General features: G+C 73.3%; 19 protein-coding genes and 2 pseudogenes. 6 read left to right on the forward strand and 15 right to left on the reverse strand.

All coding sequences use genetic code 11. The annotated features are described in order from the left end of the window. The first annotated feature begins 77 nt into the window (after positions 1-77). Entirely contained in the window at positions 78-2351 is a 2274-nt protein-coding gene (locus ACZ6MA_RS06650; protein WP_469431616.1) for a family 2 encapsulin nanocompartment cargo protein terpene cyclase, read from the forward strand. 21 nt (positions 2352-2372) lie between these two features. On the opposite strand, the gene ACZ6MA_RS06655 is transcribed toward ACZ6MA_RS06650, so the two are convergent. Both ACZ6MA_RS06655 and ACZ6MA_RS06660 read right to left on the reverse strand, forming a co-directional pair. Then, entirely contained in the window at positions 2373-3059 is a 687-nt protein-coding gene (locus ACZ6MA_RS06655) for a polysaccharide deacetylase family protein (RefSeq protein WP_469431618.1), read from the reverse strand. A 160-nt stretch (positions 3060-3219) separates the two neighbouring features. Further along, positions 3220-4537: pseudogene (locus tag ACZ6MA_RS06660) on the reverse strand (MbnB/TglH/ChrH family RiPP precursor modification enzyme). 169 nt (positions 4538-4706) lie between these two features. On the opposite strand from ACZ6MA_RS06660, the pseudogene ACZ6MA_RS06665 reads away from it, so the two are divergent. Then, positions 4707-5216: pseudogene (locus ACZ6MA_RS06665) on the forward strand (GNAT family N-acetyltransferase); the annotation flags it as partial. Positions 5217-5401: 185 nt separating this feature from the next. Here ACZ6MA_RS06665 and ACZ6MA_RS06670 read toward each other — a convergent pair. Next, complete coding sequence (locus tag ACZ6MA_RS06670; protein WP_469431619.1) at positions 5402-5821, reverse strand: CBS domain-containing protein; 420 nt, start codon at positions 5819-5821, stop codon at positions 5402-5404. Positions 5822-6108: 287 nt separating this feature from the next. Between ACZ6MA_RS06670 and ACZ6MA_RS06675 the strand changes: the two genes are divergently transcribed. Further along, positions 6109-6891, forward strand: a complete 783-nt coding sequence (locus tag ACZ6MA_RS06675; protein WP_469431620.1) for a VOC family protein — start codon at positions 6109-6111, stop codon at positions 6889-6891. Between the two features lie 73 nt (positions 6892-6964). Here ACZ6MA_RS06675 and ACZ6MA_RS06680 read toward each other — a convergent pair whose 3' ends face one another. Further along, on the reverse strand, positions 6965-7726 hold the full coding sequence (locus ACZ6MA_RS06680) for a thioesterase II family protein (protein ID WP_469431621.1): 762 nt from the start codon (positions 7724-7726) through the stop codon (positions 6965-6967). A 186-nt stretch (positions 7727-7912) separates the two neighbouring features. Here ACZ6MA_RS06680 and ACZ6MA_RS06685 point away from each other — a divergent pair, with 186 nt between their 5' ends. Beyond that, positions 7913-9004 carry a PP2C family protein-serine/threonine phosphatase gene (locus ACZ6MA_RS06685; RefSeq protein ID WP_469431623.1) on the forward strand — a complete coding sequence of 364 codons (1092 nt, stop codon included), beginning with the start codon at positions 7913-7915 and terminating at the stop codon, positions 9002-9004. Positions 9005-9012: 8 nt separating this feature from the next. On the opposite strand, the gene ACZ6MA_RS06690 is transcribed toward ACZ6MA_RS06685, so the two are convergent. The 6 genes from ACZ6MA_RS06690 to ACZ6MA_RS06715 all read right to left on the reverse strand — a co-directional run bounded on the left by ACZ6MA_RS06690 (position 9013) and on the right by ACZ6MA_RS06715 (position 16486). Then, entirely contained in the window at positions 9013-10623 is a 1611-nt protein-coding gene (locus tag ACZ6MA_RS06690; RefSeq protein ID WP_469432265.1) for an alpha/beta hydrolase, read from the reverse strand. 292 nt (positions 10624-10915) lie between these two features. Then, positions 10916-12472: an MFS transporter gene (locus tag ACZ6MA_RS06695; protein ID WP_469431625.1), complete on the reverse strand. Its 1557-nt coding sequence runs from the start codon at positions 12470-12472 to the stop codon at positions 10916-10918. Positions 12473-12560: 88 nt separating this feature from the next. Continuing rightward, positions 12561-13577 (reverse strand): isopenicillin N synthase family dioxygenase, encoded by a 1017-nt coding sequence (locus ACZ6MA_RS06700; protein WP_469431626.1) that lies wholly within the window; start codon positions 13575-13577, stop codon positions 12561-12563. Positions 13578-14117: 540 nt separating this feature from the next. Further along, entirely contained in the window at positions 14118-14492 is a 375-nt protein-coding gene (locus tag ACZ6MA_RS06705) for an RNA-binding S4 domain-containing protein (protein WP_469431628.1), read from the reverse strand. A 72-nt stretch (positions 14493-14564) separates the two neighbouring features. Next, on the reverse strand, positions 14565-15767 hold the full coding sequence (locus tag ACZ6MA_RS06710) for a cytochrome P450 (protein WP_469431629.1): 1203 nt from the start codon (positions 15765-15767) through the stop codon (positions 14565-14567). Positions 15768-15895: 128 nt separating this feature from the next. Beyond that, positions 15896-16486 (reverse strand): TetR/AcrR family transcriptional regulator, encoded by a 591-nt coding sequence (locus tag ACZ6MA_RS06715; RefSeq protein ID WP_469431631.1) that lies wholly within the window; start codon positions 16484-16486, stop codon positions 15896-15898. A gap of 87 nt (positions 16487-16573) precedes the next feature. On the opposite strand from ACZ6MA_RS06715, the gene ACZ6MA_RS06720 reads away from it, so the two are divergent. Continuing rightward, complete coding sequence (locus tag ACZ6MA_RS06720) at positions 16574-17323, forward strand: SDR family NAD(P)-dependent oxidoreductase (protein WP_469432267.1); 750 nt, start codon at positions 16574-16576, stop codon at positions 17321-17323. 121 nt (positions 17324-17444) lie between these two features. Beyond that, the gene (locus tag ACZ6MA_RS06725) at positions 17445-18191 is read left to right on the forward strand and encodes an oxygen-binding di-iron domain-containing protein (protein WP_469431632.1); all 747 of its coding nucleotides are present in this window, start codon (positions 17445-17447) and stop codon (positions 18189-18191) included. 6 nt (positions 18192-18197) lie between these two features. On the opposite strand, the gene ACZ6MA_RS06730 is transcribed toward ACZ6MA_RS06725, so the two are convergent. From ACZ6MA_RS06730 to ACZ6MA_RS06750, 5 genes are all read right to left on the reverse strand, one after another. Continuing rightward, positions 18198-20756: a bifunctional lysylphosphatidylglycerol flippase/synthetase MprF gene (locus tag ACZ6MA_RS06730; protein WP_469431634.1), complete on the reverse strand. Its 2559-nt coding sequence runs from the start codon at positions 20754-20756 to the stop codon at positions 18198-18200. Further along, a complete protein-coding gene (locus ACZ6MA_RS06735; RefSeq protein ID WP_469431635.1) occupies positions 20753-22069 on the reverse strand; it encodes an alpha/beta hydrolase in 1317 nt (438 codons plus the stop codon). The genes ACZ6MA_RS06730 and ACZ6MA_RS06735 overlap by 4 nt, the downstream gene beginning before the upstream one ends. A 181-nt stretch (positions 22070-22250) precedes the next feature. Beyond that, complete coding sequence (locus ACZ6MA_RS06740) at positions 22251-23180, reverse strand: endo alpha-1,4 polygalactosaminidase (RefSeq protein ID WP_469431636.1); 930 nt, start codon at positions 23178-23180, stop codon at positions 22251-22253. Further along, positions 23177-23905, reverse strand: a complete 729-nt coding sequence (locus ACZ6MA_RS06745) for a spherulation-specific family 4 protein (RefSeq protein ID WP_469431637.1) — start codon at positions 23903-23905, stop codon at positions 23177-23179. The genes ACZ6MA_RS06740 and ACZ6MA_RS06745 overlap by 4 nt, the downstream gene beginning before the upstream one ends. Further along, on the reverse strand, positions 23902-24804 hold the full coding sequence (locus ACZ6MA_RS06750) for an NAD-dependent epimerase/dehydratase family protein (protein ID WP_469431639.1): 903 nt from the start codon (positions 24802-24804) through the stop codon (positions 23902-23904). The genes ACZ6MA_RS06745 and ACZ6MA_RS06750 overlap by 4 nt, the downstream gene beginning before the upstream one ends. Positions 24805-24812: the final 8 nt, after the last annotated feature.

Below are 24812 nucleotides of genomic sequence, written 5' to 3' on the forward strand. Positions count from 1 at the left end.
TTACCTCGCCTTTCCGTACGGCCAACGGCCTAGCGTGGGGGGCGATTTGGTCCGGGCCACGCGAAAGGCCGTGCACGATGTCAGAGCCCTTCCAGCTCCCCTCCTTCTACATGCCGTATCCGGCGCGTCTGAACCCTCATCTGGAGAGTGCCCGCGAGCACTCCAAGGCATGGGCACGCGACATGAAGATGATCGAGGGATCCGGCATCTGGGAGGAGTCCGACTTCGATGCGCACGACTACGCCCTGCTCTGCGCGTACACCCATCCGGACGCCTCGGCCGCCGAACTGTCCCTGGTGACCGACTGGTACGTCTGGGTGTTCTTCTTCGACGACCACTTCCTGGACGTCTTCAAGCGCAGCCGTGACATGGCCGGCGCGAAGGCCTATCTCGACCGGCTGCCCGCCTTCATGCCCGTCGACCCGGTGGACACCCCCGCCACACCGACCAACCAGGTCGAGGCCGGGCTCGCGGAGCTGTGGGCCCGCACGGTCCCGTCCATGTCGCGGGACTGGCGCCGGCGCTTCCACGAGAGCACCCGGCATCTGCTGGAGGAGTCCCTGTGGGAGCTGGCCAATATCGACGAAGGCCGGGTGTCCAACCCCGTCGAGTACATCGAGATGCGCCGCAAGGTGGGCGGTGCCCCCTGGTCCGCCAATCTCGTCGAGCACGCGGTCGGGGCCGAGGTGCCCGCCGCCGTCGCCGCGAGCCGGCCGATGCGGGTCCTCAAGGACACCTTCGCCGACGGCGTGCACCTGCGCAACGACCTCTTCTCCTACCAGCGGGAGACCGAGAGCGAGGGCGAGCTGGCCAACGCGGTGCTGGTACTGGAGACGTTCCTCGGCTGCGACACCCAGGAGGCGGCCGACGCGGTCAACGACCTCCTCACCGCGCGCCTGCAGCAGTTCGAGCACACCGCGCTCACCGAGGTGGCCCCGCTCCTGCGGGAACACGGGCTGGACCCGAAGGCGCACGGTGACGTCTTCGCCTACGTCAAGGGCCTCCAGGACTGGCAGTCCGGCGGCCACGAGTGGCACATGCGCTCCAGCCGCTACATGAACGGCGCCTCGGGGGCCGGGGCGAACTCCCCCACCCTCCCGGCCGGCGCGGCGGCCCTGCCGGCCGGCCCCTCCGGCCTCGGCACCTCGGCGGCGCGAGCCCTGCTCTCGCTGGCGGCGTCGGTTCCCACCCGGCTCCGCAGCCACGCGCACGTCCCGTTCCAGAAGGTCGGTCCGCTGCCGCACCCCGACTTCCTCATGCCCTACCGGACCCGGCTGAGCCCGCATCTGGACGCCGCGCGGCGGCACAACGTCGAGTGGAGCCGTCGCGTGGGGCTCCTGGACGCCGTCCCGGGCATTCCCGGAGCCGCCCTCTGGGACGAGGCCCGGCTCAAGGACATCGACCTGCCCCTGTGCGGCGCCGGCATCCACCCCGACGCGGCCCCCGGGGAACTCGACCTGACGTCGGACTGGCTCACCTGGGGCACCTACGCCGACGACTACTACCCGGCGGTCTTCGGCCGCACCCCGGACATGGCGGCGGCGAAGGCCTGCCACGAACGGCTGCTGCGGTTCATGCCCCTGGACCTCGCCACGACACCGGTCCCACTGAACCCGCTGGAGCGCGGCCTCGCCGATCTGTGGCCGCGGACGGCGGGCCCGATGGACGCCGCCGACCGGCGCACGTTCCAGGACGCCGTCCGGGTCATGCTGGAGAGCTGGCTGTGGGAGCTGTCCAACCAGAAGCAGAACCGCATCCCGGAGCCGGTCGACTACATCGAGATGCGCCGCCAGACCTTCGGCTCGGACCTCACGATGAGCCTGTCCCGGATCGGCCACGGACACACCGTGCCGCCGGAGGTCTACCAGGCCCGCCCCCTCAAGGCGATGGAGAACGCCGCCCAGGACTACGCCTGCCTGATGAACGACATCTTCTCGTACCAGAAGGAGATCGAATTCGAGGGCGAGATCCACAACGCCGTCCTCGTGGTGCAGAACTTCTTCGGCTGCGGGACCGAGGAGGCCCTCGGTATCGTCAGTGATCTCATGACCTCCCGGATGCGCGAGTTCCAGCACATCGTCGCCGTGCAACTCCCGGCACTGTTCGAGGACTTCGACCTCGACGAGGCGGCCCGGGCGACGCTGACGGGCTACGCCGAGGAACTCAAGCACTGGTTGTCCGGGATCCTGACCTGGCACCAGGGCTGCCGCCGGTACGCGGAAGCCGACCTGCTCCGCCTCTACGCCCCGTCGGCACCGTCGTGGGGCCTGCCCACGGGCCTGGGCACCTCGGCCGCCAGGATCACCACGTCGTTCTCCCGACCCAGGGCGGTGGCCGGTGCCGGGAGCTGACCGGAACCGGCGGCCGGGGCCTCAGCAGTCCAGGGGGTTCGGGATGTTCTCCGTGGTGGGGCCGTTGTCCCGGCACAGCCGGTAGCCCTGATCGCGGAGGTCGTCGACGATGCCGGGCAGGGCGTCCGGGAAGTGGGTGAACAGATGCCCGAGGATGACTCCGCCGCGTTTGGCCGCCGCCGGGGCCTGTCGCACCCGGGCCCGTAGGACGTCCGGGCCGGGGAACTGCCCACCGGTGGTCTCCCAGTCCAGGGTGTCCACGGTCCAGGTGCAGATCCGGTAGCCGAGTTCCGCCGCGAGTGCCGTCTCGCGCGGCCCGTAGTCACCGAACGGCGGCCGCAGCAGGGTGCTCCGCAGCCCGTTGCGGATCTCCTCGCGGGCCGCCTTCTCGGAGAGGGTGGTCAGATGGGGGTGGGAGTAGGAGTGGTTGCCGACCCAGTGGCCCTGGCGCCGCAGGGCGGTGGTGATCCGCGGATAGCGCTGGGCATGGTGGTTGACGAGGAAGAACGCGGCCCGGATACCCCGCCCTTGGAGGAATTCCCCGGCCCGTACGGCCCGGTCCGGGTCCTCCTCCGACCAGTCGTCCAGGGTCAGCAGCACCCGGTCGGAGGTATTGCCGCACCGCTGGACGTCGTAACCCGCCGCCGCGTTCGCGGGGGCCGCGCAGACGGCGAGGACGGCCGCCAGCGCGGCCAGCGCGGCGGTCACGGCCGTCAGGGGCGAAGGGCGGCGAGGGGGGCGGGGCGGGTTGCCGGGGATCACCGCCTCAGGCTGGCAGCGACCGCACCCCCGCGCAAACGAACGCTGCGCCGCCCGGGTGACGCACGGGCGTCCGCGCCGGCCCTCACCGGGAGGGGGTGAGCGGTGGTCAGTCGCCCCGCGTGGCGGCGCCCTTCGCGGTGCGTGCCGAGCGCGCGGCGCGCAGCGCCGAGGACAGCCGGCCGAGGAGGCCGGGGGCGGGGCCGGGTGCCGTGCGCTCCTCCCACCAGGCCGTCAGCAGCTTCCGCCGCTCGGCGTCCCGCGGTTCGCCGGTGTCCAGGAGGTGCCGGACGAAGTCCGTCGCGTCCCGGCGGTATCCGGCGGTCATGGGGCGGGCCCGGGCGTAGTCGAGGAACAGGCCGCGGAAGTCCTCGGCCAGGATCGCCACCGGTTCGGGTGCCACCTTGGTGAGGACGTCCGCGCGCTTGGCGGTCAGCGCCCGGCGCTGCGCCCGCAGCCGTGCCGGGTCGAAGCCGTCCGGCGGCGGGCCGTCCGCGACGAGTGCGGCCAGCAGCTCGGTCTGCGCGTGGGCGAGCCGGTGGCGGGCGGCGTCGACGTCCCGGTCCTCCCCGGGCGGGTCGTGACGCGGGGGTTCAGACATGGTGCGGCTCCCGGAACACCGCGCGTATCGCGTCGAGTTCGGCGGCGAGTTCGTCCGTCGCGGGGAAGTTCTCGTCGCGTTCCAGCAGGACCCCGGGCGGCCGGGCGCGGGAGCACAGCTCGGCGAGGAGGTCCAGCACGGGCCGGGTCACCGGGTGGGCGTGGCTGTCGTGCCACAGGCCGTCGCTCTCGAAGCCGCCCGCCACATGGACGTAGGCGAGGGCCCCGGCCGGCAGTTCGTCCAGGAACGCGACCGGGTCCTCGCCCCGGTTGATGTGGTTGGTGTGGAGGTTGGCGACGTCGACGAGCAGCCGCACACCGGTCCGCTCGACCAGTTCGGCGAGGAACCGCCCTTCGGTCAACTCCTCGCCCGGCCACGTCAGATACGCCGCGATGTTCTCCAGTGCGAGCGGTACGGGCAGGGCCTGCTGCGCGATCCGCACGTTCGCGCACAGCACGTCCAGGGCGTCGCGGGTGCGGGGCACGGGCAGCAGGTGCCCGGCCTCCATCCGGGGCGAGGCGGTCGGCGGGCCCCCGGCCCGGACGAACGCGATGTGCTCGCTGACCAGCGGCGCGTCGAGTTCCTCGGCCAGTTCGGCGAGGGCGCGCAGCCGGGCGGGGTCGGGGCGTTCGGCGCCGCCCAGGCCGAGCGAGACACCGTGCGGGACGACGGGCGTGCCGCGGGCGAGCAGCCGCTCCAGGGCGTCGGGGAGCCGGCCCGGGCAAAGGTTCTCCGCCACGACCTCCACCCAGTCGACGTCCGGCAGCCGGGCGATGTCGTCGGCGATCTCCGGGCGCCAGCCGATGCCCGTGCCCAGCTGCCTCATGGGTCCCCCGCCCCTGTGCTCCCGCGCGGTGTCGGGCGCGGGGAAAACCGTCCGGGGACCAGCCCCTTGCCCCCACATCATAGGAATCACCGGCGGACGAGGCGTGGAACGATCGGTGTGATGTGGGTATCAGCGGCTCCGGGCGTGGTGTGGACTAGCGTTCGGAGATATGCAGAAGACTCTGTACGGAACCGCTGTCGTGTTGCGTCCGGCGACACCGGACGACATTCCCGCGCTGGCCGCCATCCGTGCGAAGCCCGAGGTGTACGAACGCTGGCGCGGCGGCGAGGACTTGGCGGCCGCCGTGGCCGAGGACCTCGCCTATCCCGGCGGCCACACCCTGGTGATCGAGTACGGGGGCGAGGTGGCCGGTGCGATCCAGTGGTCCGCCGAGACCGACCCGGACTACCGTCACGCCAACATCGACATCTATGTGGACCCGGCGGTGCACGGCCGGGGCGTGGGGAGCGACGCCGTGCGTACCCTCGCCCGGCATCTGCTCACCCATCACGGGCATCACCGGATCGTGATCGACCCGGCGGCCGACAACGCCGCGGCCATCCGCTGCTACGGCAAGGTGGGTTTCCGCCCGGTCGGCATCATGCGCCGCTACGAGCGGGGACCGGACGGGGCGTGGCACGACGCCCTGCTGATGGACCTGCTCGCCGAGGAACTGACCGACGCCGCCCGGCCGGGCGGCGAGCCCGACGAGGTTCCCCGCACCGCTCCCTCGGAAGACTCCTCCGACGGTCCCTCGAAAGACCCCGCTGAAGACCCCTCGGTAACTCCCTCGGAAGCCTGACCGCGAGCCCGGTCGGTGCCGGGGGCGGCCACGGGATCCCGGCGTCCGCCCCCGGCACACGGCTACCGCACCGCGTAGACCTTCTCGGCGAACGCGGCGATCTGGTCGTCGGAGAGGTGCCGGGCCAGGTCCGCCTCGCTGATCATGCCCACGAGGCGCTTGTTCTCGATGACCGGCAGCCGGCGGATCCGGTGGCTCTCCATCTCCGCCAGCACCTCGGAGACGTCGGCGCCCGCGTCTATCCAGCGCGGGGTGCCCTCGACCAGGTCCCCCGCGGTCACCTGGGACGGGTCGTGACCGGCGGCGACACACTTGACGACGATGTCACGGTCGGTGATGATCCCGCACAGCCGGTCGTTCTGGTCGCTGACCGGCAGGGCGCCCACATCCAGCCGTCGCATCAGCTGGGCGGCACGGTCCAGCGTCTCCGTACGGGGAATCCACTGCGCGCCCTCGTGCATGATGTCCTTGGCAGTGGTCATGGTTTCCTCCTTGAGTCCCACCGGCGGCGCGGGCGCGCGCCGGGGGTTCGATTCGGACGTCGCCGCGGCCGGCGCACACGGCCCTTCCATCGTCACCGCCCGAGCCCTCCGCCGCGAACGGCGGCGCCCTCCGCTCCGGGGTGGTGCCGGACGGCCGGGCGCTCCCCCACGAGCCCGCGCGGCCGTCCCCGGGCGGTGCCAGACTGAGAACGTCGGGACAGCACCGGATCGCCGCGCCCGCGGACGCCGGCCGCCCCGGCGCGGATCCGTCGAAGGAGCACACCACCATGCTCACCACTGACGTCGTGACCGGCGCACCCAATTGGCTCGACCTCGGCAGCCCCGACACCGAGGCGGCGGCCGCGTTCTACACCTCGGTGTTCGGCTGGGACTTCCGGCCGGCCGGCCCCGAAGCGGGCGGTTACGGCTTCTTCCGGAAGGACGGCCGGACGGTCGCGGCCCTCGGACCGCTCACCGAGGAAGGGGCGGACGCCGCCTGGACGGTGTACTTCCGCACCCCGGACGCGGATGCCACCGCACGGGCCACCGAGCAGAACGGCGGCACCGTCCGGGTCGAGCCGTTCGACGTGATGGACGCCGGCCGGATGGCCTGTCTGACCGATCCGGGCGGCGCGGAGTTCGCCGTGTGGCAGTCCGCCGCCGTCAAGGGACTGGAAGCGGCCTCCGAGCCCGACACCCTGTGCTGGGCGGAGCTGCACACCGCGGACCCGGAGGCGGCCCAGACCTTCTACCACTCCTTGTTCGGGTGGCGGAGCGAGCGGATGGAGGTCCCCGGCATGACCTACACCGTCCTCTCGGCGGCCGAGGGCGACCAGCAGGACGCGACGTTCGGCGGTGTCGCCCCGCTCGAGGACGGTCAGGAGACGCGCTGGCTGCCCTACTTCGCCGTGGAGGACGCGGACGCGGTCGTGGCGCGGACGGTGGACCACGGTGGTGCGGTCCTCATGCCCGCCATGGACACCCCGGACATCGGCCGGATGGCCTGGCTCGCCGACCCGTTCGGCGCCCCCTTCGCCGCGATCGAGCCGAACCCGCCGCAGCCGTCCTGACGAGCCCGCGCCGCGGACGCGGCCGGCCCCCGGAACGGGCATCGTTCCGGGGGCGGGTGAGGCTGACAGCCTTTCAGTGGACGGGGGCCGCGGCCCGGATGTCCGCCACGACGGAGTCGACCAGCGCGGACGGGTCGGGCTGGAAGTAGAAGTGGTCCCCGCTGAACACCCGGGTGCCGAGGAAGCGCGTGCTGGTGGCCGCCCAGCCCTCCGTGCGGGACAGCGGGACACCCGCGTCGGCGTCGGCGGCGAACACCGACAGGGGGACCGGCAGAGCCGGGGCGTCCCGGCGGGGCCGCCAGGTCTCCGCGAGTTCGAAGTCGGCCCGCAGGATCGGCGAGAGGAAGGCCCAGAGTTCGGGGTCGTCCAGCACCTCACGCGGCGTGCCGCCCAGCTTCATCACCGCTTCGCGCAGTTTGTCGTCGGGCAGCGCGAAACGCCGTGAGCCCCGGGGGTGGTGTTCGGGGGCGCTGATGGCCGAGAGTCCCAGCCACCGCGGCAGGGGAAGTCCGCGCGCGTGCGCGGCGAGGGCGGTCTCGTACGCGGCGATGGCACCCATGCTGTGCCCGAAGAGGGCGTACGGCCGGTCCATCAGGGGCCGGAAGTCGTCGAGGAACCGTTCGGCCAGCTCCGCCGCGCTGCGGCAGGCCTGGCCGGGCCGGGTCACCCGGCCGGGCGCGTCGACCAGGCACAGTTCCCACTCGGCCGGCAGCAGCCGGGCCCAGCTCCGGAACGGCACGTGCGAGCCACCGGCGTGGTGCAGGACGAACAGGCGCAGCTCGGGGTCCTGGACGGGGCGGGGGCGGAGGATGTTGTCGGTCTTGTGATCGGTCATCGAAGCGGTGGGTTCCTGTTCTCGTCGCCGAGGGCCCGCCGGTGCGCGAGGGCGGACCCGAACGCCAGTATGGCGAGTTGGTCATCTGGTTACGGGGCCGGGGCGGTGGGCGGGGAGTCCGTACGCCCGGTGTCCGGCGGCGGTCCGGTTGCGGGCGGTCGCGCAGTCCCTAGGGTGGAGACAATCATGACGCTCGCCCCAGGCCGGGACAGGCCGCCCGAGGCTTCGCGGCTCCCCCGCCGCGCGCAGCACCTCGTCGTGGCCGCGTACCTGCTCCTCGCCGCGTCCGTCGCGACGGACCTGGCCACGAATCCGCGGTGGACGCTCTCCCCCGTGCTGGCCACGGCGCCCGTGCTCGCCAGTATCGGCACCCGGCGCGCCCGGGTCCCGCTGGCGGCCGGGCTGCTCGCCCTGGCGCTCGTCCCCCTGCTCGCGCGGGCCGACCCGGAGGTGTCACTCGCCGTGCATCTGACGTCGGGCTGCACCGTTTTGGCGATCACCTGCGTCAGCACCGCCAATGTCGTCCTCGTGGCCACGCGGGAGCGCGAGCTGCTCCAGTCGCGCTCCGTGGCGGAGGCGGCGCAGCGCACGCTGCTGCGGCCCCTGCCGGAGCGGATCGGCACCCTGCGGGTGGCGGTGCGGTATCTGGCGGCCGCGGCCGAGGCCCGGGTGGGCGGTGATCTGTACGCGGTGCTGGCCACGCCCTTCGGGACCCGGCTGATCATCGGTGACGTCCGGGGCAAGGGGCTGTCCGCCGTGGACGCCGCGGCCGACGTGCTCGGGACGTTCCGGGAGGCCGCCCAGGTGGAGGCGGATCTCGGCGCGGTGGCACGCCGGCTCGACGCCGCCCTGGGGCGGCGCCCGCCCAGCGAGGAGTTCGTGACCGCCGCGCTGGTCGGCGTGCCGGACGACGACGGCCCGGCCGAGCTGGTGAACTGCGGCCATCTGCCGCCGCTGGTACGGCGCCCGGGGGGCGTGGACGAGGTGGAAACGCCCGTCCCGCAGCCCCCGCTGGGCCTGCTGCATCTCGTCGGCGACCGGTACGACGGACGGAAGTTCGCCCTCGGCCGGGGCGATCTGCTGGTCCTGTACACCGACGGCGTGACCGAGGCCCGTGACGCGTCCGGAGTCTTCTACCCGCTGACCGGCCGGCTCGCCCGGCTGCCCGAACCGGCCCCGGACGCGCTGGCGGACCGCCTCGTGGCCGATCTGCTCTCCTACGCGGGCGGTGAACTGTCCGACGACGCCGCCCTGCTGGTGGTGCGGCGCGAGCAGTGAGCCGGCGGTCAGGCCCCGCAGACCAGTTCCGTCGGGGGCAGCTCGCCGGAGACGAGGAAGGTGCCCACCGCGCGGTCGGTGCACTCCGAGCCGCTGCCGTAGGCGGAGTGGCCCGTGCCGGCCCGGACGACCAGGGAGCCCGCGCCCAGGTTCGCCCGTACCGCCCGGGCGTTGACCAGCGGTGTCGCCGGGTCGACGGCATAGGAGACCAGGACCATCGCGGGGGCGCCGGGCGCGCTGAGGGGCTCGGCCTTGCCGGTGGGGGTGATGGGCCAGGCGGCGCAGTGGACCATGGCCGTGGCCACGGTGGAGCCGAACAGCGGTGACGCCTTCTCGAACTCCCCGAGGTACTTGAGGATGTCGTCGGGGCTTCTCGGTCCCGGTCTGTCCAGGCAGTCGACGGCGTTCCTGGCCATGGACGGGTCGGCGGCCGCTTCCCCCTCCGCACCGGCCGCGTCCCGGCCGGTGCGCCGGCCCCCGTAGGGGCCGAGGCGCAGCAGTGGTTCCGGGTCGCCGTTCATGGCGTCGACCAGGGCCTGGGTCAGTTCCGGCCACCGGGCGTCCTGGTAGAGGGAGTCACGGATGGCCTGGGCCGCCATGGCGGTGGTGAGCCGGCTGCCGTCGGGTCCCGGCACGGGGTGGGTGTCGAGGCCCCGTACGAAGTCGGTGGTCGTGGTGGTGACTTCGCCGGGGGTGGCGCCGAGGGAGCAGCCGTTGGCCGCGCAGGTCCGCGCGTAGCTCGCGAAGCTCTCGCCGATGGCCTTGACGTCCTCCCGCGCGGTCTGTACCTGGTCGGCGCCGGGGTCCACGACCCCGTCGAGGACGAACCGCCCGACGCGGTCCGGGAAGAGCCGGGCGTAGTGCTGGCCTATGTAGGTGCCGTAGGAGACGCCGAGGTAGTGGAGTCTGTCCTCGCCCAGGGCCGCCCGCAGCAGGTCCAGGTCGCGGGCGACACTGACGGTGTCCATGTGGGCCATCAGCGCGCCGGTGGCCTCGCGGCAGTCGGCCGCCCGCTCGGCCGTGGCCTTGAACTCCGCGGCCATCCGCTGCCGGGTGCGCGGGATGAGATCGCTGCCGGTGTCGCTCGCGGGGCATATCAGCGGGGCCGAGCGGCGGATGCCGCGGGGGTCGAAGCCGACCAGGTCGTAGCGGTCGCGCACCTCGGGGGTCGCCGTGAACGTGCCGTCGGCGACCAGGGCGGCACCCGGCTCGCCCGGTCCGCCGGGGTTGAACACCAGCGCCCCGAGCCGCCGGGACCGGGCCGGGGCGCGCACCCGTGCCACCCGCACCTTGATGGTGTTCTCGTGGGGCACCGTGTAGTCGAGGGGCACGGTCAGCCAGGCGCACTCGGCGTCCGGCAGCGGCTGCGGCACGCCCTCCCCGGCGTCCTCGGGGTCGCACAGGGCCCAGTCCAGGCGCTGCCGGGCGATCTTCGCGGGTACGCCCGGGACGGGGGGCCCGGGCGGGGCGGCCCGCCGCGGCCCGCCCGGCCCGCCCGAGGGGGCCGGGGGGCCCGGTGACCGGGTCTGCCCGCCGTTCCCGCCGCCCGCCAGGCAGCCGCCGGCCAGGAGGGCCGCGGTGACCATCACCACCGCTGTCTTGCCGGGCCGGGTGCGCATCCGCGTCACGTCCTCTCCTGGCCGGTCCCCGGCGGCCCCGGGAGACGGCCTCGGGGGACGGTCCCAGTCCATCCGCCACGACCGGGGACCGCAGCCGGGACGGGGCCATCGGGATGACGGCGTGGCTCGAATCAAGCCTGCTGGGGGTCCCCCCAGCGGTAGCTGGGGGAGATTGAGGACGCGCCCGCAGGGCGCTCGCCGCCGCAGGCGGCCAACACGGCCCGCAGCCGAAGAGACCGCCGGCCAGGCGAAAGGCGGCAAAAGCCAGTCGGTGGCCGCCCGTCGGCACGGCCTAATGACCGCCCGTCGTCCTGAAGCCGCGAGGCACCAGACAGACCGCGAGCACGGTCACCGCGACGACGATCGCCGCCGATACGTACGCCGTCGTGGTGAGGGCGTCGTCGAAGGCGTCCCGGGCGGCTTCGAGCACCTGCCGGCCCGTCGTGCCGCCGGTCTTCTCTGCGACCTCCGTGGCACCGCCGACCGACTCCCGCGCCCGCTCCGCGTCGGCGCCGCCCAAGGGCAGTCCGGTCATGTGCCGGTAGTAGACGGCGCCGTGGATGCTGCCGAGCAGGGCCACCCCGAGGCCGACGCCGAGTTCGTAGGCGGTCTCCGAGACGGCGCCCGCCTGCCCGGCGCGTTCCGCCGGTACGGACGAGACCAGCACGGCGGCCGAGGCGGTGATCGCCAGCCCGTCGCCGAGGCCGAGCGCGGCCAGCACCACCGCGACGACCGGATAGCCGGTGGGGACCGGGGACAGGGCCAGCAGCAGGAACCCCGCGGCGAGGGCGCCGAGGCCGACGGCCAGCACGGAACGGACCCCGACGCGGTGCATCAGCCAGGGGGTCGACAGCGAACCGGCCAGCATGGCGGCGGCCGCGGGCAGGGTCCGCAGACCGGCCTGCGAGGGCGAATAGCCGTGGACGTACTGCAACCACAGCGAGATGAGGAACAGCGCGGCACCGATGGCCAGCATGGCGAGCAGAGTGGCCAGCGCGGCGGCCAGGAACGGACGGCGCTTGAAGAGGCGTACGTCCAGCAGCGGGTCCCCGGAGCGGAGTTGGCGTCGCGCGAACACCGCCAGCAGCAGTACCCCGAGGGCGAGCGTGCCCAGGTCCTGGGGCAGCAGGCTGCCCTTGGCGACGTGCTTGATGCCCCAGGCCAGGAACACGATGCCGACGATGGAGAGCAGGGCACTGGGCCAGTCGAGCCCGCCGGGCTGGGGGCTGCGGTACTCCGGCAGCAGCCGGAGTCCGGCGACGACCGTGACGACGACGACCGGGATGTTCACCCAGAACGCGGCCGCCCAGCCGAAGTGCTCGACGAGCACCCCGCCGACGAGCGGTCCCACGCACGCTCCGGCGCCGGCGACGGCGGCCCAGATGCCGATGGCGAGCGCCCGCTCGTGGGCGTCGGTGAAGATGTTGCGGATCAGGGAGAGCGTCGACGGCATCACCATGGCGCCGCCGAGGCCGAGCAGCACCCGGCCGCAGATCAGTTGCGCGGAGCTGCCCGCGGTGGCCGCGACGACGGACGCCAGGCCGAAGAGGACGAAGCCGCTCAGGAAGAGCCGCTTGCGGCCGTACCGGTCGCTCACCGCACCGCTGGTGACCAGCAGGCCGCCGAGCACGAGACCGTAGATATCGATGATCCACAGCTGTTCGAGCGCGCCCGGCTGAAGATCGTCGATGAGCGAGGGCAGCGCGACGTTGAGGATGGTGGCGTCCAGGGCGACCAGCAGAAGGCTGGCGCAGAGCACCGCGAGCATCGCCCAGCGGCCGGGGTCGGGGGCCGGGTGGTGGTCCGCCGCCGGGCCCCCGGGGACATCGGCGGGAGAGGCTCGCTCCATGGCACATCGCGCCCTTTCACCGGCTTCCCTTCGCATGATGGGCGATGCCGGTGGAGGGCGCGATTCGTGATCGGCCGGCGGACGCCGGTCAGCTCACCGGCACGGGGGCGTCCAGCAGCTCGGCGTGGTGCCGACGCGCCACGGCGGGGTGTGCCCGCAGCCAGCCCTTGATCTCGTTCCGGCCGTACTCGGCGAACAGCGGATTGGCCGAGTCCTGGGTGACGCCGGGGGCCCGGTGGGCGTGCGGGAAGGGGACGGGCTCGATACGGGCGTCCAGCCGGGGGTTGTAGAAGAACGGCACGGAGTAGCGCTCCCGGTTCCCGGGCGGGGAGACGACCCGGTGGTTGGTGGCCTTGAGGTAGCCGTTGGTGGCCACTTCCAGCAGCTCGCCGAGGTTGATCACAAAGGCGCCGGGCACGGGCGGCACGTCGATGAACGCCCCATCGGGGCCCTCCACCTGCAGTCCGCCGACCGTGTCCTGGAGCAGCAGGGTCAAGAAGCCGTAGTCCTTGTGCGCGCCTACCCCCTGCGCGGCGCCGTCGGGGGCGCTGCCGGGGTAGCGGACGAGCTTGAGGTGCAGATGGGGGCTGTCGGCGAAGGCGTCGTCGTAGAAGCCGGGCGGGGCGCCGATCGCGGCGAGCAGCTCGTGCAGCAGCCGCTGGGCCACCGCGCTCAGCCGGTCGATCCAGCCCAGGGCGGCGGTGCGCAGCTCGGGCAGGGCGGCGGGCCACTGGTTGGGGCCCTCCAGCCACCAGTAGCCGGGCTCGTCCGGGCCGGGCACCCGCGGCGCGCGTTCGGCGCCGATGTCTATCTGGTCCCGCCAGTCACGGCTGCCGCCGGTCCGCTCGTCGCCTATGCGGGTGTAGCCGCGGAAATGGGGGGAGTTGAGGTTGCTGATGGAGAGCCGCTCCGCTTCGGGCAGGGCGAAGAAGGCGCGCAGGGTGCGCATCAGCTCATCGGTCTCGGCGGGGGTGACGCCGTGGCCGGTCAGGTGGAAGAACCCCACGTCGCGGGCGGCGGTGTGCAGCGCGTCCTGGAAGCGCGCCCGCGCTTCGGGGCCGGCCGAGGCGGCGGAGAGATCGATGACGGGAAGCTTGTTGATCATAAGATTTATCCACAGCGTGAGGGCCCGGTCACGCCCGGCGGTGGCCGGACGGCCCGCGAAGCGCCGCAGGGTATGCGGAGGGAGCGGGGCCGGGTAGCGGCTAGGAAAGGCAGGAGAAAAAAAGGGGGGACCACATGCCCGGAGAAAGCGGGCCAGGTCAGGTGATGGTCAGCCGGAGCGGCGACAGGACATGCTCGTAACGCGGACGAGGTCCACGTGGCGGCGCTTGACGAGCGGAATCACACGACCAGCGTATACGACCGGCGGCCGAACCGGATTTCGAGCCCGGCGTGGGGCCGCTCAGGCACTGCCGTGCCGGCTCTGCCGGGCCAGGCCGTGTCCGGCGGATCATGTGGGCGGGCGCTGCGGCCCATGGCGCCCGCACCACCGCTGCGCGGCGGTCGTCCTCGAACGCCGGACGGGCTTGTGCTGCGTCCTCGAACGCCGGACGGGCTTGTGCTGTGCCCGGAGAGCGCCCGGCCGCCGCAAGCGGCGGAAACGGTCGGTAGCCGAAGGGTCCGCCGGACATGGCTGCGGCGCTCAGCCGTTGCGCAGGCGCTCCAGGTCGCGGCGGTCGCGCTTCGTCGGCCGGCCGGTGCCCCGGTCGCGGTGCGCGACCTGGGCGATCTCCTCGCGCGGCGGGGCCGGCGGGCTGTTGTCGACGTAGCATTCCGCGGCGACCGGGGCGCCGACCCGCTTCTTCACCACGCGCGAGACCACCACGATCCGGTCCCGTCCGCCCACCCGCAGCCGGACCTCGTCGCCGGTCCGCACCGCGTAGGCGGGCTTGACGCGCTCGCCGTTGACGCGCACGTGACCGGCGCGGCAGGCGGTACCCGCCAGCGAACGGGTCTTGGTGAGCCGCACGGACCAGATCCAGCTGTCGATCCGTACGCTCTGCTCGTCGGAAGCCATGTCCCCCACCTTAGAGGGGCGCCCCCGGCGGGGTGAACGCCCCGCCGGGGCGGCGGCGCGGGGTCCGGGTCCTCACCACGCGACCGGCAGCTCGACCGGGCCCCGGATCAGCACCTCGGTCTGCCACCGCACCCGGTCCGCCGGGAGCGCGAGCCGCAGCCCGGGCAGCCGGCCGGCCAGGGTGGACAGCAGGACCTCCGATTCCATGCGGGCCAGCAAGGGGCCCACGCAGAAGTGCGGGCCGTGCCCGAAGGCGACGTGCGGCGGCCCCTGGCGCTCGAAGTCGATCCGGCCGGGGTCGGGGTAGACCTCCTCGTCCCAGTTGGCGGCGACGTAGGAGACGTAGACGATGTCACCGGCGGGGATGTGGGCACCGCCGACCTCGACGTCCACGGTGGCGATGCGCGGCTGCCCGACGCCGTGCTTGTGCGGGATCCAGCGCAGCAGTTCGTCGACGGCCTTCGGCACCACGGCGGGCTCGGACCGCAGCCGGTCCAGCAACCCGTCCTGGGTGAGCAGGGCGTAGATCATGTTCGAGGTGTTGTTGCGTACCGCGTGCCAGCCGTTGAGGCCCATGAGGGTGGCGAGGGCCAGCAGCTCCTCCTCATCGATCCGGCCCGCGTCGACGGCGGCCACCATCGTGCTCATCAGGTCTTCCCGCGGTGCGGCACGGCGCTCCGCGGCCAGCTCGCGGAAGTAGTCGTGGGCGGCGTCCTTGACCTCCTTGGCCCGCTCGGCCGCGGCCTCGTCGGACGCCCTCGTCAGCAGGGTCTGTGCCCAGTCGCGGATCTGCGGCCGGTCCCCGGCGGGGACGCCCATCAGCTCGCTGACCACCTCCAGGGGGAACGGCGAGGTGACATACCGGATGAGGTCGGCGGGCTGTCCGGCTGCCAGCAGGTCGTCGATCAGGCCGTCGAGCACGGCCTGGGCGCGGGGCCGCAGCCGCTCCATGCTGCGCTGGGTGAACGCGGGGGCGACGACCGAGCGCACGCGGGCGTGGTCGGGCGGGTCCACGAAGCTGACGGCGCGGTCGAGCGGGATGAAGTGCTTGGTCATCTTGGGCACGGACTTACCGATGATGTCCCTGCTGAACCGCGCGTCCGAGGTCACGAACCGGACATCGGCGTACCGGGTCACCAGCCAGCAGTCGCCTTTCCCGTGCGGCAGCCGGATGCGGACCGGTGCGGCCTGCAGCGACTCCTTGAGGAAGGGGTCGAAGTCCAGCGCCGACAGGTCGGGGACGTCGTACAGTCGCGGGGTTTCACCGATCGTCACAGCCGCCTCCGCCTCGATGGCCGCCTGGCCCGCCGCCAGGCCGCCTCGCGCGTCACGCTACCGGCGGCGGGGCCACCGGTAGCGGGAGGCGCGGATCGTCGACCCCGTTCAGGTGAATTCCCCGATGGTCACTTCGGCCAGGAGCCGAGGGCGACGTCGACGACCCGGTGCAGGTCGTCGGGGGTGGCGCCGCCCGACGCCTGGACGGAGATGCCGTAGGAGACCATGGCGACGTAGCGGGCCAGACCGGCGGCGTCGGCGGCGGCCGGCAGGTCGCCCTCGGCACGGGCCCGTTCGAAGCGCGCGCACAGGTCCGCTTCGCCGGCGCGACGGCGGGCGGCGAGCTTGTCACGGACGACACCGGCCTGTTCTCCCGTGGCGAGGGCCCCCTGGACGATGAGGCAGCCACGGCCGGGGTTGTCCCGCGAGGTGGTGACCTCGACGGCGCCGCGCAGCAAGCGCTCGGCGGCGGCGCGGGCCGTGGGTGCGTCGAGGGCCTCGCGGACGTGACGGGCGTAGGCGTCCAGATAGCGGTCGATCGCCTTGTCGAACAGCGCTTCCTTGTTGCCGTAGGCGGCGTAGAGGCTCGGCCTGCTGATGCCCATGGCCCGGGTCAGATCGGACAGCGCCGCGCCTTCGTAGCCCTGCCGCCAGAAGACGCGCAGGGCGCGGTCCAGGCGTTCGTCGATGTCGAACTCACGCGGGCGTCCAGCGGTCACGGGCGGCGACCTCCATTCATTTCGTACCGATCGATATAGTACTCTCCCCTTTCAATACCGATCGGTACACAATTCTGGATGGGACTCATGACGAAGACACTCGAAGGCAAAGTGGCACTGGTGACCGGCGGGTCGCGCGGCATCGGTGCGGCGACCGCCCGCGCGCTGGCCGAGGCGGGGGCGGATGTGGTGATCGGCTACGCCACGGCGGCCGACAGGGCCCGGGAGGTCGTGCGCGCCGTGGAGGCCCTCGGTGTGCGCGGCGCGGCACACCGGGCCGACCAGGGCGATGCCGGGCAGGTCACCGCCCTGGTCGACACGGTCGTGGCCGACTTCGGGCGGCTCGACATCCTCGTCAACAACGCGGGTGTGTCGGTGAACGGGCCCGTCGGCTCCCCCGACGGCGACCACGCCGCGTTCGACCGGCAGCTCGCGGTCAACGTCGGCGGGGTCATGACCGCCATCCGGGCCGCGAGCCGGGTGATGGCCGCCGGCGGGCGCATCGTCACCGTCGGCTCGACGCTGGCCACCCGCCCCGGGTTCCCGGGCGTCGCCGACTACGCGGCCTCCAAGGCCGCCGTCGTCGGGTACAGCAAGGGCGCGGCCCGGGATTTGGCCGCCCGGCAGATCACCGTCAACGTCGTACAGCCCGGCGCGGTGGCGACCGACATGAACCCCTCGACCGGCGAGTTCGCGGACGCCCAGCATGCGGCGAACGCCATGGGGCGCCACGGCCGGCCGGAGGAGATCGCGGCGGGCATCGTCTTCCTCGCGAGCCCCGGCGCCTCCTTCGTCACCGGTGCCGTTCTCGACATCGACGGCGGCTACCTGGCCTGACCGGGCCACCCCGGCCCGAGGCCACAGGGTTGACCCGTTCGAGGGAATCGGTCCGCGGGCTCCGGCGCGGCCGACGGCAGGCCGCCCCCTTCGGCCGATCGGCCGCGGCCAGACTGGGCCGATGGAAACGCAGGTCACGGAGATCGCGCCGGACATCTACCGGCTGTCCACCTACATCAGCGACGCGGACTTCATGTTCAACCAATTCCTCGTCGACGCCGAGGAGCCGCTGCTCTTCCACTGCGGGCTGCGGGCGCTGTTCCCCCTGGTCTCGGAAGCCGTGGCACGGGTGACGCCGGTGGCAAACCTCCGTTGGATCACCTTCGGTCATGTCGAGGCCGACGAGTGCGGCTCGCTCAACTCCTGGCTGGAGGCGGCCCCTGGGGCCGAGGTCGCGCACGGCGCGATGGGGTGTCTGGTGTCGGTGAACGACATGGCCGACCGCCCGCCGCGCCCGCTGGAGGACGAGGAGGTGCTCGACCTGGGCGGCAAGCGGGTGCGCCGGCTGGAGACCCCGCATGTGCCGCACGGCTGGGACGCCGGGCTGCTGTACGAGGAGACGACGGGCACGCTCCTGTGCGGGGATCTCTTCACCAGCGTCGGTGACGCGCCGCCGCTGACGGAGAGCGAGATCGTGGGCCCCGCGCTGGCCGCCGAGGACGTCTTCGGGGCGACGTGCCTGACGGCCGCCACGGCCCCGACCATGCGCCGCCTGGCCGCCCTGCGGCCGGCCACGCTGGGCCTGATGCACGGGCCGTCCTACACGGGCGACTGCGCTCGGGCCCTGACCGATCTGGCGGCGGCGTACGAGGACCGCTTCCGCGCGTCCTGCGACGGCCGGCGGGGCGAGCCCCGGCCGCTCTCCTAGCCGGCCCTACCCCGAGAACTGCCGCATCAGCCGCATGCCCTGCCCCGGTGTCATGTGCGGCAGATACGCCTTGGAGATCGCCCGGGTGATGGCGGGCAGGAACGCCGGGTCCGGGTACGTCATGTACATGGGCCGGTACTGCGGCTGGAACTTGGCCTTGAAACTCAGCAAGGACCGGAAGCCGTAGACCGGTTCGAGGACCTTCCCCCCGTAGTCCAGGACGCGTTGCAGCGCGGTGGGCGGCTCGGCGCCGGCCGTGCGGGCCAGGGGGGCTCCGGAGAGGCTGAGGAACGCGGCGCCCTCCTCCTTGAAGCCCAGGGCCGCCGACGCGATGAGGAACTCCATCGAGCCGCGGAATCCGCCGGCCCTGCGCCGCATGAAGTCCAGGGTCCAGCCCCGCGGTCCGTCGCCGCCGTACACGGGCATCCAGCTGGTGATGCCGTGCACCGTGCGGTCGGCGTCCACGGCGAGCAGACAGCGCACCGCCGGGTCGTCGAGTTCGTCGAGGCCGCCCAGGGTGAAACCCATCTCCGGCAGCCCCTTGTCGGCGACCCACTCCTCGGAGATCGACCGCACCTGGTCGGTGAGGGCGACCGGGGCCTCGGGGTAGGACCACCATTCCGCGGTGATGCCCTCCTTCTTGGCCTTGTTCAAGGCGGTACGGACGTCCTGCCACTTCTTGCCGGTGAAGGCCAGGCCGGGCAGCGGCACCACGGTGTCCTCGGCCACCTGCACCGAACGCCAGCCCAGCCGTTCGGCGGCCCGCAGGGTCTCGGCCCCCACGCTGTAGAAGCAGGGGGTCCAACCGCGCTCGTCGCAGTGCCGGGAGAAGCCGGCGACGGCGGCCGCGCGGGCCTCCGGGGCGCCGAACGGATCACCGGTCGTCAGCGCCACCGTGGAGATCACCCGGTAGGCGACGGCGGCCCGGCCGCTCGCGTCGAACCAGTAGTAATTACCGTCCCACGTGGTGAGGTAGGAGAGGTTCGAGCCGCCGTGCGTGGTGAGGAGTTCCCGGGCCCGTACGGCCGCGTCGGCGTCGGTGTGCAGCCGGGGGCGGCGGAAGGTGAAGAACAGCGCGACCAGGGCGACCGCCCAGAAGACGAGTCCGCAGTACTGGTAGAGGGCCTTCGCCATGCCGCCGACCGGGATAGGCGAGTCGCCGAACTCGTCGAGGAAGGCCGGCGGCAGGAACACCGACACCAGCCCGCCGAAGAGCCGCCCGGGCGTGGCGGCCGGGTCGTACTGGTCGCGCACGGCGTACCCGATGCCCACGTAGACGGCGCAGACCAGCAGGAACGCGACCCCGACGACCGCCGCCAGCTTGCGCGTGGCGGTGCGCGGCAGCCGCAGGTCGAACCGGTCGCGGGTCAGGACGAGCAGCAGCAGGACCAGGATGGGCAGCAGCATCTGTTCCACGAAGGACTGCACGTAGCCCGCGTGTTCGGCGGGCACCGCGCCGTAAGCCCGGGGATCGGCGAGGAAGTCGTCCAGCAGATAGCCGAGCAGCGCGATCCAGGCGAGGTGCACCACCACGGCGAGACACCAGGCGAGGCGCAGCCCGCGGCGCAGTCCCTCGGCGAGGACGAGCAGCCAGATGGGCACCAGCGCGGCCATGATCACCGAGGGTGAGTGGTAGAAGTCCTGGATCGCGTGCTCGGAGTGGCAGTCGCGGGCGGACGAGGCGCAGGCTTCGGCGACCTCCTGGGCGGTGGGCTGGATGGAGACGTAGAGGTTGTCGAAGGAGTTGAAGGGGCCGTACGCGTCGCGGTAGAGAATGGCGATCATCGGTCCGATCGCGGAGGCGGCCACGACGAGGGCGACCAGCACCCGGGCCTCGGTGTGCGAGGAGCGGCGCGGCCGGACCCGGCCGGAGCGGTGGTGGAGCGCGGCACCGGCGGCCAGCCCCGCCACGACCCCGCCGAACCGCATGACGCCCTGGAGATGTCCCACGTACAGGGCCATCACCAGGGCGAACGCGCCGATGCCGAGCCGTACCCGGCGGCGCCACAGCGCGGTGAGCCGGTAGCTGAGGACCGCGCCGACGGCGAGCGTGCCGACGGTGGGGGTGACCGCGAGGTCCCGGGCGAGGCTGTCCAGCCACTGCTCGCCCGCGAGGGAGCCCAGTTCGACGATGCCGACGGCCAGCAGGGTGCCCGCGATCTGGCCGCCGAGCAGGACCGCGGCGGTGCGGGTGACGCCGAGGCGGCGTTCGGCGGGCGTCAGCAGGACCAGGGCGAGGAGGGTCGCCCCGAGGTAGCCGGCGAGCCCGGGGCACCACAGGAGGGAGGTGGCCGGGGTCCACCACCGGCCCTCGGCGAGGGCGGGCACCCCGGCCCCGAAGCGTTCCACGCGGTGCGGGCCCGGGCCGCTGCCGAGGCTGTCGGTGACGGCGCCGACGATCCACAGGACCGCGAGGAAGGCGAGCGTGAAGGGGGCGTGCCGCACGGGGGCGAGGAGCCGGTCGAGGGTGGTGCGCCACGGGTGACGGCTGTCGCCGACGACGGGTGCCTCGGCCGGGGCGTCGGGCGGGGCGGGGAGCGGGCCCGGACCGTTCGGAGACGTCATCGGATCAGTCCCGTCTCCCGGGACAGCCAGGGCAGTTGCCGCTCCAGGCCGGGCCGCCAGACCTGCCAGCTGTGCCCCCCGGGCAGCTCCACCCACTCCGCCCGCATGCCGGCCCTGACCGCGGCCTCGTAGACCTTGCGCTGTTGCGGCCGGTAGGTCTTGTCGTCCCGGCCGGCGATGAACGCGGCCTTGGTGTCGGGGAACCGCCGGTGTGCCATCACGTCGAGCGGGTTGACGGCGGCGAAGGCGGCCGGGTCGCCGCCGAACGCCGTGTCGACGGTCTTCTTGGTGCTGCCGAGGGTCGGCGCGTCCTGCCCGGAGATGTCGTTGACGACCCCGTAGACGTCGGGGGCGTTGACGCCGAGCTGGAGGGAGCAGGTGCCGCCGAAGGAGATGCCGGAGACGATCCAGGAGGTGCGGGCCGTGGCGACCTGGAGGTGGGAACGGATCCAGTCGGGGACGTCCTTCGCGAGGTAGGACTGGACCTTGCCGAGCCCGGAGTCCACGCAGAGGGTGTTGGCGAACTGGCTGCCGAGCGGGTCCACGACGACGACCACCGGGGCGAGCCCGCGGTGCGCGGCGGCGAAGGTGTTCATCATGCCGACGAGCCGGCCGGAGTTGATCCAGTCGTCGGGGGATCCCGGCTGGCCGGCCATGAGCACGATGACCGGCAGCAGCGGGCGGGGGGTGGAGCGGTAGGCGGGGGGCAGGAAGACGTACGCGCTGCGGGCGTCGAAGCCGGAGGTGGTGCCGGGGATGGCGGACTTGGAGAGCGTGCCCTTCTCGGGCAGCCCCTTCGGGGGCCGCCATATGTCGGAGACCGCCTTGCCCGCCGGGACCCGGAGGGCGGGCTCCGGCCGCCCGGTCGCGTCGGCCAGGCTGGTGGTCTTCTCCAGCCAGGTGTTGAGGGCGGTGCGTGCCGTCGGGTACTGGTCGAAGTGCCGGTTGATCTGCGAGGCCCCCAGCAGGACGACGAGGAGTCCGGCGAGCAGGAGGGGCAGCCACCGGCGGGGCCGCAGCAGCGGCAGGCGGAAGAGCGTGAGGCAGATCCCGAGGACGGCCACGCCGGCCCAGAGCACCACATCGGTCGGCAGCGGGTCGGGGAAGAGCTGGAGCCAGTCGTCGACGGCCATCCGCAGCAGCCAGGTGAGCACCGCGGCGAGCAGCACGGCGAGCGGTCCCCAGCGGATCCACCACCGGCGCTGCCGGGAGCAGAGCAGGGCCGCCAGCGCGCAGAGCCCCACGACCAGAAGGGTGAGCGGAATCCATCCGCTCACCAGTGACCAGTCCAGCGGGCCTGCCGCGATCCGCATGCGTCGCACCACGTCCGTGTGGGGGGTGTGGGCGAACGGGTCGCTCTGCCTTGAGCTACGGCCCCAGGAGTGGAGCCGGGTGGACTTGAACGCACCATCTACCCGTTCTCCGAAAATGCTACCTTTCCGTAGATATCCGGCAACCCGGAGCGTTTACCCCGAGCACTTCGGGCGGGGGTGTTCAGCAGGGTTTCCGCCAGGAGTCCAGGTCGAGGCGTTTGCGCATGGAGCTGAGCCCGAGCCGCCGCGCGTCACGGCAGAACGCGTCCGGCGCCAGGGCGTACTCCACGTGAAAGACAGCCTTGTTCCGTTGCACGAAGGGCTTCAGCCGTTCGCATTCGCCGAATTGCGCGCACTCCTCGTTCACCGCGAAATCGAAGTCACCCACCAGTTCCGGGATCTGATCGAGGTCGTTCTTGAGTCCCACGGCGAGTCCGCGGTCGTGGGCGAGTTTCGCGAGCATGCGGTTGAAGGCCAGTTGGTGGGCGGCGGTGAGCGGGAATCCTGTGTCGTTGCGGTATCCCTCGGTCAAATCCGGTTCGACGGCGTCGAATCCCTTTTTCCCGCACATGTCGATGCGGGCGGCCATCAAGGGCTCCAGGACGTCGAGGCGGCGGATGTCGAGCCACCGCTCGCCCGCCCAGCCGTTGTTCTCGCCGAGCAGTTCCTCGGGGAATTCCTTCTGGTCGGGCCGGAATTTCTCCCAGGCGCCCGCGTTGATGTAACAGATCACCTTGCGGCCGCGCGCGTGCAGTCCCGCGACGGTCCGCGCGGAGTTCTCGAAGCCGTCGATGTCGTAGACGGGGACGTCCACGCTCATGTCGACGCTCCCGTCGAGCTGCCATTGCCAGCGGGTGCCGGGGCGGGGCTGCCAGCGGTGGGAGCCGGGGCGGGGATGCCCGGTGGGACGGGACGGCCCGGACGAGGGGCCGGGCGTCCGCGCGTCGGGGTCCGGGGGGCCGGTTCGCGTGGGGGAACCGGGGGGAGCGTGGGATTCCGAGGATGTCGTCCCCGGTTTCCGGGTGTCGGGCCGGTGGTCGCCCGTGGAGCAGCCCGCGAGGGCGAGCAGGGCGAGGGTGAGCAGCGCCGCGCCGGCGCGCCGCCCGGTCACCGGAGGCCTTCCGCGAGCCCGGTGCCGACGCCCGTCGGCGGCGGGATCCGCCAGGGGTTGGCCCCCTCCCCCGGCACCGCGCAGTGCACCGCGGCGCCCCGGCCGTCGGCCGTCCGCGCGACCTGCTCCGCCCGCTCGGGCGGGACCCCGTGGACGAGGTGGCAGAACCGCTCGGGCGGGTGGTCGGCCGTCCAGTTCGGGACCGTGGCCCGCCGGTAGGCCTCCCAGGTGCCCTCGAAGGTGACCAGGAGGTCGGCGATCAGGGCGTAGCCGGGGTCGGGGTGGGTGCCCGGGTTGAGGACGGCGGTCCGGGCGCCCAGCGCCCTGGCCAGGACGACGAGTCTGCGGTAGCGGGGCAGCAGGGCGGCGTGGGCCGCCGCCTGGTCGAAGAAGATCCCGTCCACGTCGTACCACCTGCGGTGTCTGCGGATGTCGGCGATGATCTCGCGGGCCGGCCGGTGGCCGTAGCCGGTGTCGGTGTAGCCGAGCAGCGGGACGCCCGCGTCCCGGAGCCGGCCGGCGGCGGCCCGGAAGTCCTCGTCGGGGCGGTGTCCGGGCCCGTCGGCCACGTTGAGGATCACGGCGTGGAGTCCGGTGGCTGCGTCCGTCAGCGCCGCCCATGCCCCCGGGTCCACCGCCGGGTGGACGTAGAGCGGGACGAGCAGCCGCCGGCCGCCGCCGGGGGGCGGGGCCCCGCCCGTGCCGGGGTAGGTCCGGCCGGTCACCGGAGCGACTCCGCCCGGGCGGCGGTCTCGGCCCACAGGTCGGTGAGGGATTCGGCGAGGGTGTGCCGGGGTGCCCAGCCAAGGGCGTGCGCGGCGGCGGTGATGTCCGCCTGTTGCCAGGAGACGGCGGCGGAGCGGGTGGAGCCGCCGCCGTCCTCCTCGACGCGCCCGCGGAAGCCGGCGGCCCGCGCCAGCCCGTCCGCGATCTCCCGGACCCGGCGGGCCCTGCCGCCCGCGATGTTGAGGACGGCGGGCGGTGGCGCGGGCGCGGTGACGGCGAGGGCCGTGGCGTGGGCCACGTCCCGCGCGTCGACGTAGTCGCGGCTGGCGGAGAGGTCTCCGGTCCGCACGGTGCCGTCGGGGCCGGCCCGGCGCAGCTCGGCGGCGAGCCGGCCGGGCAGCGAGGAGGCGGGGGACCCGGGGCCGACGGGGTTGAAGACCCGCAGGACGACGGCGTCGAGGCCGGAGGTGGTCACCGCGAGGGTGCCGGCGAGTTTGGTGGCCCCGTAGAGACCGACCGGCCGGGCCGGGGCGGTCTCGGTGACGGGCCGGTTCCCGTCCGGGGGGCCGTATTCGGCGGCGGAGCCGAGGTGGACCAGGCGGGCCGCCGGGGCGGCCTCGCGCAGTGCTGCGCACAGCACGGCCGGCCCCCGGGCGTTGACCGCGGCGAGGTCGACCGCGCTGCCGTCGACCACCCCCGCGCAGTTGACGACGGCGTCGGGGGCGGCCTCGCGCAGTGCGGCCGCCAGGTGGGCCGGGTCGGCGGTGGCCAGGTCGACGGGGAGACCGGCGCCGGGGGCCCGGCCGCCGCCTCGCACCCGCGCGCCCGGGAGGGCGCGCAGCTGCCCGACGACGTGCCGGCCCAGGAAGCCGGTGGCGCCCAGAACGAGAATGCGCATGCGGGCCG

This window comes from Streptomyces sp. NPDC042259 (genome assembly GCF_055582085.1).